The sequence below is a fragment of the Pseudomonas sp. B22(2017) genome, from assembly GCF_002113105.1.
Taxonomy (GTDB): Bacteria; Pseudomonadota; Gammaproteobacteria; order Pseudomonadales; family Pseudomonadaceae; genus Aquipseudomonas; species Aquipseudomonas asiatica.
Genome location: NZ_NEJN01000005.1, coordinates 203,274 through 217,101, shown reverse-complemented (window position 1 = coordinate 217,101; position 13,828 = coordinate 203,274). Strand labels below are relative to the sequence as shown.

Below are 13,828 nucleotides of genomic sequence, written 5' to 3'. Positions count from 1 at the left end.
TCGCATGATGTTGTCGTTTCGCGTGCCACGGCGCACCGTCCACCCCTTGGTCCAACCACACGACGCAGGAAACCAATAATGATTCGAATGCCTCTGGCCTCCGCCAGTCTGCTGGCCATTGCCATCGCTCTCGCCGGTTGCGGCGAAGGCAAGGACGACAAGGCCGCCGCGCCGCAAGCCCAGGCACCTGCCGCCGCCAGTACCACCGCTGCAGCGCCCGGGGCTGTCGACGAAGCCGCCGGCAAAGCCGTGGTCAAGCATTACGCCGAGCTGGTCTACGCCGTGTACAGCGACTCGCTGAGCACCGCCAAGACCCTGCAGACCGCAGTCGACGCGTTCCTGGCCAAGCCGAACGACGAAACTCTGAAAGCAGCCAGGGAAGCCTGGGTCGCCTCGCGCGTACCGTACCTGCAGAGCGAAGTATTCCGCTTCGGCAACACCATCATCGACGACTGGGAAGGCCAGGTGAACGCCTGGCCGCTGGACGAAGGCCTGATCGACTACGTCGACAAGAGCTATGAGCACGCCCTGGGCAACCCGGCGGCCAACGCCAACATCATCGCCAACACCGAGATCCAGGTGGGCGAAGAGAAGATCGACGTCAAGGACATCACCCCCGAGAAGCTGGCCAGCCTGAACGAACTGGGCGGCTCTGAAGCCAACGTCGCCACCGGCTACCACGCCATCGAGTTCCTGCTCTGGGGCCAGGACCTGAACGGCACCGGCCCGGGCGCTGGCAACCGTCCGGCGTCGGACTACCTGGAAGGCAAGGGCGCCACCGGTGGCCACAACGACCGCCGCCGTGCCTACCTGAAAGCGGTCACCGACCTGCTGGTCAAGGACCTCGAAGAGATGGTCGGCAACTGGGCACCGAACGTTGCCGACAACTACCGCGCCAAGCTGGAAGCCGAGTCGGTCAACGACGGCCTGCGCAAGATGCTGTTCGGCATGGGCAGCCTGTCGCTGGGCGAACTGGCTGGCGAGCGCATGAAGGTTTCGCTGGAGGCCAACTCGCCGGAAGACGAGCACGACTGCTTCAGCGACAACACCCACTACTCGCACTTCTACGATGCCAAGGGCATCCGCAACGTCTACCTGGGCGAGTACACCCGCCCGGACGGCAGCAAGGTGACCGGCCCGAGCCTGTCGTCGCTGGTGGCCAAAGTAGACCCGGCTGCCGACGCCACCCTCAAGGCCGACCTGGAAGCCACCGAAGCCAAGATCCAGGTGATCGTCGACCACGCGCTCAAGGGCGAGCACTACGACCAGCTGATCGCTGCCGACAACGCAGCCGGCAACCAGATCGTGCGTGACGCCATCGCCTCCCTGGTCAAGCAGACCGGTGCGATCGAGCAGGCCGCGGGCAAGCTGGGCATTGCCAACCTCAACCCGGATACCGCGGATCACGAGTTCTGATCCTGCTGTAGCGGTTCTGAAAGAGGCGGCCTTCGGGTCGCCTTTTTTGCTTCCGGCCCTATCGCCGGCAAGCCAGCTCCCACAGGTTCCCCACTGGGCTCAGAGGCTGTGGGGTACCTGTGGGAGCTGGCTTGCCGGCGATAGGGCCCGACCAGGCAACCACAAACCATGGCCAACTGACACCGATTTCATCCAGCAATTGCAAATTGCTCTTATTCAAACTCCCTCACCCTGCTAAGCTTGCACGCCGGTTTTTCGCTCACGCCCAGGATTTTCGATGTCCTTGTCGCTGTCCCGACTCTCCCCCCTGCTGCTGGCCTTTGCCCTTGCCGCCTGCGACGACGCCCCGCGTTTCACCCAGGCCGAGCCCGGCGAAGCGTTGTCGGGCGGCAAAGCCACCGTGCAGCGCACCGACCGCAATGCCTATTCCCTGCCCTCGGCCAACCTCTCGCCCGAGCGGCGCCTGGATTTCGCCGTAGGCAACAGTTTCTTCCGCAACCCCTGGGTGATCGCCCCGTCCACTACCACCGCCCGTGACGGCCTGGGGCCGCTGTTCAATACCAATGCCTGCCAGAACTGCCACGTGCGAGACGGCCGCGGCCACCCGCCAGAGCCGGGCGACAGCAACGCCGTATCGATGCTGGTACGCCTGTCGATCCCCGACCAGCCCTACCTGGCCAAGGTGGTCGAACGTCTCGGCGTGGTGCCGGAGCCGGTCTATGGCACCCAGCTGCAGGACATGGCCATCCCCGGCGTGACGCCGGAAGGCAAGGTGCGGGTCAGCTACACCAGCGAAACGGTGTCGTTCGAGGATGGCCACCAGGTCGAGCTGCGCAAGCCGGCCCTGCAGATCACCCAGCTCGGCTATGGCGTGATGCACCCCGACACGCGCTTTTCGGCGCGGGTGGCGCCGCCGATGATCGGCTTGGGCCTGCTCGAAGCCATCCCCGAGGCCGACCTGCTGGCCAACGAGGATCCCGACGACCGCAACCGCGACGGCATCCGCGGCCGGGCCAACCGGGTGTGGGATGACGCCCAGGGCAAAACTGTGGTCGGCCGCTTCGGCTGGAAGGCCGGGCAGCCCAACGTCAACCAGCAGAACGTGCATGCCTTTGCCGGCGACATGGGCCTGACCACCACCCTGCAGCCCAACGATGACTGCACCCAGGCGCAGTCCGACTGCCTGGCCGCGCCCAACGGCGACGGTGCCGATGGCGAAAAGGAGGTCAGCGACAACATCCTGCGCCTGGTTACCTTCTACACGCGCAACCTGGCCGTACCGGCCCGACGCGACGTGGGCTCGCCGCAGGTGCTGGCGGGCAAGAACCTGTTCTACCAGGCCGGCTGCCAGGGCTGCCATACACCGCAGTTCACCACAGCCGCCAATGCCGCCGAGCCGGAGCTGGCCAACCAGTTGATCCGCCCTTACAGCGACCTGCTGTTGCATGACATGGGCCCGGGCCTGGCCGACGAGCGCACCGAATTCGCCGCCAACGGCCAGGACTGGCGCACCCCGCCACTGTGGGGCATCGGCCTGAGCGAAACGGTCAGTGGCCACAGCCAGTTCCTGCACGACGGCCGCGCCCGCAACCTGCTCGAGGCCGTGCTCTGGCACGGTGGCGAGGCCGAGTCGGCACGCAATTTCGTACTCACTTTCAATGCCGAGCAGCGTGCCGCGTTGCTGGCTTTCCTGAACTCACTTTAAAAAGCGCAAAGGAGCCGGGCATGTTCCGACCCAAACTGTTGTTCACCAGCCTCGCCGCACTCGCCCTCGGCGCCTGCTCGCCGCAGGACCCGCAAGCCGTGACCTCCGCTGCCATCGCCAAGCAGGTGATCCTGCCCACCTACAGCCGCTGGGTCGAAGCCGACCGCACGCTGGCCGCCAGCGCCCTGGCCTACTGCGAAGGCAAGGAAACCCTGGACAAGGCCCGTGCCGACTTCCTCAATGCGCAAAAAGCCTGGGCCGAGCTGCAACCGCTGCTGGTCGGCCCGCTGGCCGAAGGCAACCGCGCCTGGCAAGTACAGTTCTGGCCCGACAAGAAGAACCTGGTCGGCCGCCAGGTCGAGCAGCTGGTCAACGCAGACCAGCCGGTCGATGCCGCGGCCTTGGGCAAGGCCAGCGTGGTGGTGCGTGGCCTGTCGGCCTACGAGTACATCCTGTTCGACAGCAAGCCGGACATCGCCACTGCCGAGCAGAAAGCCCGCTACTGCCCGTTGCTGGTGGCCATCGGTGAACACCAGAAAACCCTGGCCGAAGAGATCCTCAAGGGCTGGAACAGCACCGACGGCATGCTCTCGCAGATGACCAAGTTCCCCAACCAGCGCTACGCCGACTCCCACGAGGCCATCGCCGACCTGCTGCGCGCCCAGGTCACCGCCCTGGACAGCCTGAAGAAAAAGCTCGGTGCGCCGATGGGCCGCCAGAGCAAGGGCATTCCGCAGCCACTGCAGGCCGAAGCCTGGCGCAGCCACAGCTCGCTCAAGAGCCTGGAGGCCAGCCTCAAGGCCGCCGAAGCGGTCTGGGTCGGGGTCGACAACCAAGGCCTGCGCGGCTTGCTGTCCAGCGATCAGAAAGCCCTGGCAGACAAGATCGACGTCGCCTACGCTGCCTCGCTCAAACTGCTGGCCGACAACCAGAAAACCTTGGGCGAGCTGCTGGCCGACGACGCTGGCCAGCAAACCCTGAACCAGATCTACGACAGCCTCAACGTCGTCCACCGCCTGCACGAAGGCGAGCTGGCCAAGGCGTTGAACATCCAGCTGGGCTTCAATGCCAACGACGGTGACTGATCATGCTGCGACGCCAGGCCCTCAAACTCGGTAGCGTATTGCTCAGCGCCCTCACCCTGGGCGGCTGGAGCCTGTTCCGCAACAAAGGCAGCGAGCCCCTGCTGCTGTCGGCGCGTGACGACGGCGACGGCAAGCACTATGCGGTCGGGTTCCGCCTGGACGGCACCCAGGTGTTCAGCACCCAGGTCGCCCAACGTTGCCATGCCATCATCCATCACCCGGACCTGCCGATCGCCCTGTTCGTCGCCCGCCGTCCCGGCACCGAAAGCTACCTGGTCGACCTGCGCGACGGGCGCCTGCTGCAAACCGTCACCTCGCAGCCGAACCGGCACTTCTACGGCCACGCGGTCATCCACAAAGGTGGCGAATGGCTGTATGCCACCGAGAACGACACCACCGACCCGGGGCGTGGCGTACTCGGCGTGTACCGCTTCGAAGGCGAGCGCCTGGTGCACAGCGGGGAGATTCCGACCCACGGCATCGGCCCGCACGAAGTGGCCTGGCTGCCGGACGGCGAAACGCTGATCGTGGCCAACGGCGGTATCCGCACCGAAGCCGAAAGCCGGGTGGAGATGAACCTCGACGCCATGGAACCGAGCCTGGTGCTGATGCAGCGCGACGGCACCCTGCTGAGCAAGGAAACCCTGGCCCAGCAGATGAACAGCGTGCGCCACCTGGCGGTGGGCAGCGATGGCACCATCGCCGCCTGCCAGCAGTTCATGGGCGATGCCGATGAAACCGCCGAATTGCTGGCGATCAAGCGCCCTGGCGAGCCGTTCAAGGCCTTCCCGGTACCGGAGCGGCAGTTGCAGGCCATGGCCCAGTACACCGCCAGCGTGGCTATCCACAGCGAGCTGCGGCTGGTCGCGCTGACCGCGCCACGGGCCAATCGCCTGTTCGTCTGGGACCTGGACAGCGGCGCGGTGCGGCTGGATGCGCCAATGCCCGATTGCGCGGGGGTGGGCGCGGTACAGGACGGCTTTGTCGTCACCTCCGGGCAGGGCCGTTGCCGGTTCTATGATTGCCGCAAGGCCGAACTGGTCGGGCAACCGATGAACCTGCCGTCCGGTTTCTGGGACAACCACCTGCATCTCGTCTGATTTTCGGGTTGGCTGTACTGGCCCCTTCGCGGCTAAAACCGCTCCCACAGGAATAGCGCAACCCGCTGACTGCGCGGCCCCTGTGGGAGCGGCTTTAGCCGCGAAGGGGCCGGCCCAGGCATTCCGCTCCCCTTCCCCCAAAAAACAGTCAATACTTCCCCCATCCACACGTGGGCAGGATCGCCCGTTGTCGTGTCTAAGCGAATAACAACCGCATCCAAGGAACCGGACCTATGCTGCGCCGCCGCATGCTCATCATGTTGGCCGTGGTTCTGCTGATCGTGCTGGCCCTGGGGGGCTACAAAGCCTTTTCGATCTACCAGCAGATCCAGATGTTCACTGCCCCCAAGCCGCCCATCACCGTGGCGGCCGCCTTGGCCGAACAGCGCCCGTGGCAAGAGCGCCTGCCCGCCGTCGGCAGCCTCAAGGCGCTACAGGGCGTTGAACTGAGCCTGGAAGTGGAAGGCATCGTCAAGGCCCTGCATTTCGACTCAGGCCAGCAGGTCAAGGCCGGGCAACTGTTGCTGCAACTCAACGACGACCAGGAAACCGCCCTGCTCGGCACCGCCCAGGCCGACCTGGGCCTGGCCAAGGTAGATTTCGGCCGTGGCAGCCAGCTGGTCGGCGACTCGGCCATCTCCCGCGGCGAATTCGACCGCCTCACCGCCCAGTACCGGCGCAATCAGGCGGTGGTCGACCAGCTCAAGGCATCGAAGACCAAGAAGAGCATCAGCGCTCCGTTCAGCGGCACCATCGGCATTCGCCAAGTGGACGTCGGCGACTATCTGGCCGCCGGCACGGTGATCGCCACCCTGCAGGACACATCCAGCCTCTACGTCGACTTCAACGTACCGGAACAGGCCCTGCCACACCTCAGCCTGGGCCAGCAGGTGCTGGTGCAGGTGGCCGCCTACCCGGGCCAGACCTTCCCCGCCAGCCTCAGCGCCATCAACCCCAAGGTCGAGGAAACCACGCGCAACCTGCTGGTGCGCGCAACCATGGCCAACCCGGACAGCAAGCTGCTGCCGGGCATGTTCGCCAGCCTGCTGATCCTGTTACCCAACCCGCAGCCACAAGTGGTGGTGCCGGAAAGCGCCATCACCTACACCCTGTATGGCAACTCGGTGTATGTCGCAACGCCGAAAAAGGACAAGGACGGCAAGCCACTAAACGACGACAAGGGCCAGCCGCAGCTCACCGCCGAGCAGCGCGCGGTGCAGACCGGCGAGCGCCGTGACGGCGTGGTGGTGGTCAGCAAGGGCCTGCAGGCCGGGGAACAGGTGGTCACCGCCGGCCAACTGAAGCTCACCCCCGGCGCCGCGATCCGCATCGGCCAGGACAAAGCCCTCAAGCCCGCACAGGGCACGCCGGGCAAGGACTGACAGGAGGCTGGCATGGCGTTCACCGACCCGTTCATCCGCCGCCCGGTGCTGGCCAGCGTGGTGAGCCTGCTGATCCTGCTGCTGGGCTTCCAGGCCTGGAACAAGCTGCAGATCCGCCAGTACCCGCAAATGGAAAATGCCCTGATCACGGTAACCACCGCCTACCCCGGCGCCAACGCCGAGACCATCCAGGGCTATATCACCCAGCCGCTGCAGCAAAGCCTGGCCAGCGCCGAAGGCATCGACTACATGACCTCGGTGAGCAGACAGAACTTCTCGATCATTTCCATCTACGCCCGCATCGGCGCCGACAGCGACCGGTTGTTCACCGAACTGCTGGCCAAGGCCAACGAAGTGCGCAACAAGCTGCCCCAGGACTCGGAAGACCCGGTACTGAGCAAGGAAGCCGCCGATGCTTCGGCGCTTATGTACATCAGTTTCTACAGCAAAGAGATGAGCAACCCGCAAATCACCGACTACCTGTCGCGGGTGATCCAGCCCAAGCTGGCGACCCTGCCGGGCATGGCCGAAGCGGAAATCCTCGGCAACCAGGTATTCGCCATGCGCATCTGGATCGACCCGGTGAAACTGGCGGGCTATGGCCTGTCTGCCATCGACGTGACCAATGCCGTGCGCCGCTACAACTTCCTTTCCGCGGCCGGCGAGGTGAAGGGTGAATACGTGGTCACCAGCATCAACGCCAGCACCGAGCTGAAGTCGGCCGAGGCGTTCGCCGCCCTGCCGGTCAAGACCAGTGGCGACAGCCGCGTGCTGCTTGGCGATGTGGCGCGGGTCGAGATGGGGGCGGAAAACTACGATACGGTCAGCTCGTTCGACGGCACCCCATCGGTGTACATCGGCATCAAGGCCACACCAGCCGCCAACCCGCTGGACGTCATCAAGGAAGTGCGGCGCATCATGCCCGAGCTGGAAAGCCAGCTGCCCTCGGCGCTGAAGGTATCGATCGCCTATGACGCCACGCTTTTCATCCAGGCCTCCATCGACGAAGTGATCAAGACCCTCGGCGAAGCTGTACTGATCGTCATCGTGGTGGTGTTCCTGTTCCTCGGTGCCCTGCGTTCGGTGCTGATTCCGGTGGTGACCATTCCGCTGTCGATGATCGGCGTGCTGTTCTTCATGCAGATGATGGGCTATTCGCTCAATCTGCTGACCCTGCTGGCAATGGTGCTGGCCATCGGGCTGGTGGTGGACGACGCGATCGTCGTGGTGGAGAACATCCACCGGCACATGGAAGAAGGCAAGTCGCCGTTCGACGCCGCCCTCGAGGGCGCCCGCGAAATCGCCATGCCGGTGGTGTCGATGACCATCACCCTGGCGGCGGTGTATGCACCGATCGGCTTCCTCACCGGGCTGACCGGCGCATTGTTCAAGGAATTTGCCCTGACCCTGGCCGGTGCGGTGATCATATCCGGCATCGTTGCCCTCACCCTGTCACCGATGATGTGCGCGCTGCTGCTGCGTCAGGAACAGAACCCCAGCGGCCTGGCCCACCGCCTGGACGTGCTGTTCGAACGCCTGAAGGTGCGCTACCAGCGCCTGCTGCACACCACCCTCGACAGCCGGCCCGTCGTGCTGGTGTTTGCCGTGATCATTCTGTGCCTGATTCCGGTACTGCTGAAGTTCACCCAGAACGAACTGGCGCCCAACGAAGACCAGGGGGTGATCTTCATGATGAGCAGTTCACCCCAGCCGGCCAACCTTGATTACCTCAACGCCTATACCGACGAATTCACCCCGCTGTTCAAGGCTTTCCCCGAGTATTACTCGTCGTTCCAGATCAACGGTTTCAATGGCGTGCAGACCGGCATCGGCGGCTTCCTGCTCAAACCCTGGAACGAGCGCGAGCGCACGCAGATGGAGCTGCTGCCGCTGGTGCAGAGCAAGCTCGAAGAAATCAGTGGCCTGCAGATCTTCGGCTTCAACCTGCCGTCGCTGCCCGGCACCGGCGAGGGCCTGCCATTCCAGTTCGTGATCAACAGCGCTGGCGACTACCCGGCACTGCTGGATGTGGCCCAGCGCATCAAGGCCCGCGCCCAGGAATCCGGCAAGTTCGCCTTCCTCGACATCGACCTGGCCTTCGACAAGCCCGAAGTGGTGGTGGATATCGACCGGGCCAAGGCGGCGCAGATGGGGGTGTCGATGGACACCTTGGGCAGCACCCTGGCGACCTTGCTGGGCGAGGCGGAAATCAACCGCTTCACCCTCGAAGGCCGCAGCTACAAGGTGATTGCCCAGGTCGAGCGGCCTTACCGCGACAACCCCGGCTGGCTGAACAACTACTACGTGAAGAACGACCAGGGCCAGCTGCTGCCACTATCCACCCTGATCACCCTCACCGACCGCGCCCGCCCGCGCCAGCTCAACCAGTTCCAGCAGCTGAACTCGGCGATCATCCAGGGCGTGCCCATGGTCAGCCTGGGCGAGGCGCTGCAGACCGTACAGGGCATCGCCCACGAGGAGGCTCCGGAAGGTTTCGCCTTCGACTATGCCGGCGTGGCGCGCCAGTACGTGCAGGAAGGCAGCGCGCTGTGGGTGACCTTCGGCCTGGCATTGGCGATCATCTTCCTGGTGCTGGCGGCGCAGTTCGAAAGCTTCCGCGACCCACTGGTAATACTGGTGACGGTGCCGTTGTCGATCTGTGGCGCGCTGCTGCCACTGTTCCTTGGCGTATCGAGCATGAACATCTACACCCAGGTCGGGCTGGTGACACTGATTGGGCTGATCAGCAAGCACGGCATCCTGATTGTCGAGTTCGCCAACCAGTTACGTGAGGAGCGCGGCATGAGTGTGCGCGAGGCGATCGAGGAAGCCGCGGCGATTCGCCTGCGGCCGGTGCTGATGACTACGGCAGCGATGGTATTTGGCATGGTACCGCTGATCCTGGCGACTGGTGCGGGGGCGGTCAGCCGCTTTGACATCGGTACGGTGATTGCCACCGGGATGTCGATTGGTACGCTGTTTACCCTGTTCGTGTTGCCTTGTATCTACACGTTGCTGGCGCACAAGGCGGTTGCCAGGGAAACATCGGTTGCCTGAACAGGCCTCTTCGCGGGCTCGCCCGCTCCCACCTGGCCAGCATCGACTTTGAGGTTTGCGCAGGACCGGTAGGAGCAGCCTTGTGCTGCGAAGGGGCCCCTACTGCCGAAGAAGCTCTGTTGCCCTGCTGGCCTCTTCGCAGCACAAGGCTGCTCCTACAAATACCGCACAGGTCTTGAACCTTGCGCGTTACCTGTGGGAGCGGGCAAGCCCGCGAAGAGGCCGGCGAGGCAAATGCAAAAATGCCAGAGGCCCCGCAACCGCGAGGCCTCTGGCATTTCCCATATACCACCGGGTTCAACCGAACGGCCGCAACCCCTGGCGCATGCCGAACAGGAACAGCAACAGGTCCTGATCCGGCGCGGCCTCGGCTTGTTGCTGCGGTTTCATTTCCCGCGGCAACGCGCACTGGTCGGCCAGCTCCGCCTTACTGAACACCGTCGGCCTCGGCTCTTCCCAGGCAGCCACCGCCACGGTGGTCACCGCCAGGCCAGCTACCAGGAACAAAGCTCGAGCTATTTCTAGTTTCATTACCCTAACCCTTTGACAGCGCTGCCAAACGCCATCTGGTAAAAGTAGAGCAGTGTTTGCCATTCCGCGTCATTCATCGACGAATGGCGGCGCAGCTGGCGCAGGTCATTGCCCGCCGCACGCTGGCAGCTGATGCGCCGACGGCATTTTTCCAGGTCCAGCAGCGCGACTTCGACCCGGGCCTGCTCGCCCTCGCCAATCACCTTGACGAACACATGCTTGCCATACAGGCAACCGTGCTGCCAGTGCCCCAGATGCATGCGCGCCAGGTTGTCCGCCAGGTCCTTGAGCATGCGCTCATGCACCACCTGCGGGTAACGCTCGCGGGCACCTTCGGCATGCCAGGTATCGAGTTCGACGAAACCGTCGAGTGCTTCGCTCACCAATAGCGCACGCCACTGCTTGTCGGCACCACGTTCGGCGCCACAGAAGACGATGCGCGGTACACGCACCCCCAGTTGCTCGAAGCTGTTCAACGCATCGAGCTCACGCAATACGGTCGGTCGGCCGAAAGGGTGCAGCAGGCTACGGTAGATATGCCCGACCTGGCGCTTGGCATACAGCAGCTTGCCATTGCCATCGTCGAGGCGTTGCACACCGCTCTCGCCACCACGACGCTGGTTAGGCTCCTCGACCCACTCGCCCTGCTGGCGCCAGTAAAAATCGAACCGCGACTCCCCGCTCTGGGCTACAGCCATCAAACACTACCCCTTACGCAATACATATACCCGCCACATGGCATAGAACGGCAGGAAATCGAGGCGTTCCTGGATTCTGAAGCCGGCGGCTCGGAATTCTTCTTCGACCGTATCGGCCGGTAACACAAAACGGTTCTGGTAGTTGTCCTGGTCGCCCTTCCTGGACCTGCGGCGCTGTTCCAGTTTTTTCCGGCGCCAGGCCTTGAAATTACCATCCACCCACAATGACAGGATCACACTATCACGGCTAACCCGTTGAAACTCCGAAAGAATGGTCTTTCTGTGCGCCGCTTCGCCGATGTGGTGGAACAAGCGCATGCAGAAGATGCTGTCCACCGAATTGTCCGGCAAGTCGATGGCAAATGCCGAAGTCTGCAAAGGGCGTACCCGTGCCACCACCTCTGGCGCTTGCGCGGTACAGGCTGTCTCGATCATCGCTTCTGAGTTGTCGGCGCCGATGATCACCCGATTGGGCTTTTCTGCCAGCAACGGCCAGAAGCGGCCAGCACCGCATGGCAGGTCGAGGACCAGCCCAGGCTCACCAGCCAATGCCAAGGCACGACGCGCCAGTTGCTCATCACGCTTGTGGGAAAGGCGTCGCGCCAGGCCATCCTGGTGCTTGAGAAAGTACTCGCGGGCATGTTCTTTGTCGTACTTCTCGGAAAATTCAAGCTTGATGGGGCTACGCATTGGGCATCTCCTGACTCCATTCCGCCCACATTAGGTAAGCAAGCGTATGAATCAGGTCATGCTGGTGTGAAAAATATGTTGAGCGCCGAATGACCTGTTACCACAGATTACTCGACCAAAGCCTCCGGATCGCCCTTGGCCGCGGTATTGCTCAGGTCGACCACGAAACGGCAGCCGTGGGGCAAGGTTGATGTGAGGGTGACATGCCAACCCTGGTCATCGCAGATACGCTGTACCAACGACAGGCCCAGGCCCAGGCCCTCACCGCGCCGCTCATCGCCGCGCACGAACGGCCGGAACATCGCCTCGCGCTGTTCCTCCGGGATACCCACGCCACTGTCCTCCACGCTGAAGCCGTTGGCTTCCAGGCTCAGGCGGATGTAGCCGCTGTCGGTGTAGTGCGCGGCATTACGCAGCAGGTTGCCCATTACCGACTGCAGGAAGGTGGCGTTGTACAGTACCGGGCTGGCACTGACGCGGCCATCGTAATACAAGGCCAGGCCCTTCTGCTCGATGGTGTCGCGCCAAACCCCGACCAGTTCGTCAGCCACCTCCCGCAGGGTGGCCCGCGATGCCACCGCACCCTCGTCGCGCTGTGCCCGGGCCAGCATCAGGAAGGTCTTGACCAGCTCGCGCATTTCTTCCGTGGCCCGCGCCACGCGCTCCACCTGGCTGCGCGAGCGGGCGTCCAGCGTCGGGTTTTCCATCAGCAGCTCACACGAGGTGGCCAGCACCATCAAGGGTGTGCGCAATTCATGGCTGACGTCGCTGGTGAACAACCGTTCGCGGGTCAGCGCATCGCGCAGGCGGCCCAAGGTATCGTCGAAGGCTACCGCCAGCTGGCCGACTTCGTCCGCGGCATAGTCCGGTGCCAGCGGCGGGGCCAGGCCCAGCAACTGGTCACGGTGGCGTACCTGGCGCGCCAGGCGGATCACCGGTGCCATCACCCGGCGCGCCACCAGCCAGCCGAGGATCACCGCCAGTACCAGGCTGAGCACGAAGCCCACCACCACCACCGCGAACAGCAAGCGCTCGCGCTCTTCGAAGTCGCTCTGGTCCTGCAACAGCACATAGCGACGGCCATCAACGATCTCGACCATGGCGTGGTACGACAGTTGATCGCGGAATACCTCGTGGAAGCCGCGGTCAAGGTGGCGCAGGTCCTTGGGAAGTTCGAAGTCGTCGCGCCCGCCGCTGAAATAGAACAGTTGGTCGGGGCGGGGGCGGTGGCTCCAGTCGCTGACGCTGTCCATGCGCAGCAAGCGCTGCAAGTCACCGCCCAGCACCGAGGAAATCAGCCGCTCTTCGACCAGGTGCACGGTGCCGACGATGCCAAAGGCGAAGGCCCCGGCCACCAGCGCGCTCATCAGGGCAAAGGCGATGATGATGCGCTGGGCAAGGCTTTGCTTAAACTCCATCACGGCCCTCGGCGAGGCGATAGCCGACGCCATGGACGGTATGCAGCAGCGGTTTTTCAAACGGCTTGTCGATCACCTGGCGCAGCTGGTGCACGTGGCTGCGCAGGCTGTCGCTGTCAGGGCAATCATCTCCCCACAGGGCTTCTTCCAGCACTTCGCGACGCAATACGTGCGGGCTTTTCTGCATCAGCACCGCCAACAGCTTGAGGCCGACCGGGTTGAGCTTGAGCAAGCGGCCCTGGCGGGTGACTTCGAGGGTGTCCAGGTCATAACTGAGGTCGGCCACCTGCAAGGTGCGGCGCCCACCGCCCTGGGCCCGGCGCAGCACCGCTTCGATGCGGGCGGCCAGCTCCGACAGGGCGAAGGGCTTGAGCAGGTAGTCGTCGGCACCGGAGCGGAAGCCTTGCAGGCGGTCGTCCAATTGGTCGCGGGCGGTGAGCATGATCACCGGCGTGTCGCGGCGGGCGTCTTCGCGCAGGCGCTTGCACAGGGTGTAGCCGTCGATGCCCGGCAACATGATGTCGAGCACGATCAGGTCGTAGTGCTCGGTGGCAGCCAGGTGCAGGCCGGACAGGCCATCCTGGGCACAGTCGACGGTATAGCCTTTCATGCCCAGGTAATCGGCCAGGTTGGCCAGGATATCGCGGTTGTCTTCAACCAAAAGAATGCGCATCGGTTTCTCCTGTGCGGCGCTTCTCGCTGTGGTGCGCGGCAGGCGCAGCTTAAGGCCTATGCCTGCAGGGTGC

General features: G+C 64.0%; 11 protein-coding genes. 6 read left to right on the top strand and 5 right to left on the bottom strand.

The window, feature by feature from the left end:
• Positions 1-78: 78 nt before the first annotated feature.
• The 6 genes from CAG18_RS13490 (at position 79) to CAG18_RS13465 (ending at position 9,745) form a co-directional block, all read left to right on the top strand.
• Positions 79-1,416, top strand: a complete 1,338-nt coding sequence (locus CAG18_RS13490; protein ID WP_013974080.1) for an imelysin family protein — start codon at positions 79-81, stop codon at positions 1,414-1,416.
• Positions 1,417-1,693: 277 nt separating this feature from the next.
• On the top strand, positions 1,694-3,121 hold the full coding sequence (locus tag CAG18_RS13485; protein ID WP_015271686.1) for a di-heme oxidoredictase family protein: 1,428 nt from the start codon (positions 1,694-1,696) through the stop codon (positions 3,119-3,121).
• Positions 3,122-3,141: 20 nt separating this feature from the next.
• A complete protein-coding gene (locus tag CAG18_RS13480; protein ID WP_015271687.1) occupies positions 3,142-4,206 on the top strand; it encodes an imelysin family protein in 1,065 nt (354 codons plus the stop codon).
• A 2-nt stretch (positions 4,207-4,208) separates the two neighbouring features.
• Positions 4,209-5,306 carry a DUF1513 domain-containing protein gene (locus tag CAG18_RS13475; RefSeq protein WP_013974083.1) on the top strand — a complete coding sequence of 366 codons (1,098 nt, stop codon included), beginning with the start codon at positions 4,209-4,211 and terminating at the stop codon, positions 5,304-5,306.
• Positions 5,307-5,539: 233 nt separating this feature from the next.
• On the top strand, positions 5,540-6,688 hold the full coding sequence (locus CAG18_RS13470; RefSeq protein ID WP_015271689.1) for an efflux RND transporter periplasmic adaptor subunit: 1,149 nt from the start codon (positions 5,540-5,542) through the stop codon (positions 6,686-6,688).
• A 12-nt stretch (positions 6,689-6,700) separates the two neighbouring features.
• Positions 6,701-9,745, top strand: a complete 3,045-nt coding sequence (locus CAG18_RS13465; protein ID WP_085721019.1) for a multidrug efflux RND transporter permease subunit — start codon at positions 6,701-6,703, stop codon at positions 9,743-9,745.
• 297 nt (positions 9,746-10,042) lie between these two features.
• On the opposite strand, the gene CAG18_RS13460 is transcribed toward CAG18_RS13465, so the two are convergent.
• From CAG18_RS13460 to colR, 5 genes are all read right to left on the bottom strand, one after another.
• Entirely contained in the window at positions 10,043-10,276 is a 234-nt protein-coding gene (locus CAG18_RS13460) for a hypothetical protein (protein ID WP_085721018.1), read from the bottom strand.
• The gene (locus CAG18_RS13455; RefSeq protein ID WP_054573313.1) at positions 10,276-10,974 is read right to left on the bottom strand and encodes a lipopolysaccharide kinase InaA family protein; all 699 of its coding nucleotides are present in this window, start codon (positions 10,972-10,974) and stop codon (positions 10,276-10,278) included. Before CAG18_RS13455 ends, CAG18_RS13460 begins: the two co-directional genes overlap by 1 nt.
• Positions 10,975-10,980: 6 nt before the next feature.
• The gene (locus CAG18_RS13450; protein ID WP_013974088.1) at positions 10,981-11,664 is read right to left on the bottom strand and encodes a class I SAM-dependent methyltransferase; all 684 of its coding nucleotides are present in this window, start codon (positions 11,662-11,664) and stop codon (positions 10,981-10,983) included.
• A 107-nt stretch (positions 11,665-11,771) separates the two neighbouring features.
• Positions 11,772-13,082, bottom strand: a complete 1,311-nt coding sequence (locus CAG18_RS13445; protein WP_015271692.1) for a HAMP domain-containing sensor histidine kinase — start codon at positions 13,080-13,082, stop codon at positions 11,772-11,774.
• Positions 13,072-13,755: a two-component system response regulator ColR gene (gene colR / locus CAG18_RS13440; RefSeq protein WP_003255215.1), complete on the bottom strand. Its 684-nt coding sequence runs from the start codon at positions 13,753-13,755 to the stop codon at positions 13,072-13,074. Before colR ends, CAG18_RS13445 begins: the two co-directional genes overlap by 11 nt.
• Positions 13,756-13,828 lie beyond the last annotated feature (73 nt).

What these genes read in the sequence shown, in the direction of transcription:
- CAG18_RS13470 (WP_015271689.1), top strand. Translation starts at nt 5,540, where the DNA reads ATGCTGCGCCGCCGCATGCTCATCATGTTGGCCGTGGTTCTGCTGATC.
- CAG18_RS13490 (WP_013974080.1), top strand. Translation starts at nt 79, where the DNA reads ATGATTCGAATGCCTCTGGCCTCCGCCAGTCTGCTGGCCATTGCCATC.
- CAG18_RS13445 (WP_015271692.1), bottom strand. Translation starts at nt 13,082, where the DNA reads ATGGAGTTTAAGCAAAGCCTTGCCCAGCGCATCATCATCGCCTTTGCC.
- CAG18_RS13465 (WP_085721019.1), top strand. Translation starts at nt 6,701, where the DNA reads ATGGCGTTCACCGACCCGTTCATCCGCCGCCCGGTGCTGGCCAGCGTG.
- CAG18_RS13480 (WP_015271687.1), top strand. Translation starts at nt 3,142, where the DNA reads ATGTTCCGACCCAAACTGTTGTTCACCAGCCTCGCCGCACTCGCCCTC.
- colR (WP_003255215.1), bottom strand. Translation starts at nt 13,755, where the DNA reads ATGCGCATTCTTTTGGTTGAAGACAACCGCGATATCCTGGCCAACCTG.
- CAG18_RS13455 (WP_054573313.1), bottom strand. Translation starts at nt 10,974, where the DNA reads ATGGCTGTAGCCCAGAGCGGGGAGTCGCGGTTCGATTTTTACTGGCGC.
- CAG18_RS13485 (WP_015271686.1), top strand. Translation starts at nt 1,694, where the DNA reads ATGTCCTTGTCGCTGTCCCGACTCTCCCCCCTGCTGCTGGCCTTTGCC.
- CAG18_RS13475 (WP_013974083.1), top strand. Translation starts at nt 4,209, where the DNA reads ATGCTGCGACGCCAGGCCCTCAAACTCGGTAGCGTATTGCTCAGCGCC.
- CAG18_RS13460 (WP_085721018.1), bottom strand. Translation starts at nt 10,276, where the DNA reads ATGAAACTAGAAATAGCTCGAGCTTTGTTCCTGGTAGCTGGCCTGGCG.
- CAG18_RS13450 (WP_013974088.1), bottom strand. Translation starts at nt 11,664, where the DNA reads ATGCGTAGCCCCATCAAGCTTGAATTTTCCGAGAAGTACGACAAAGAA.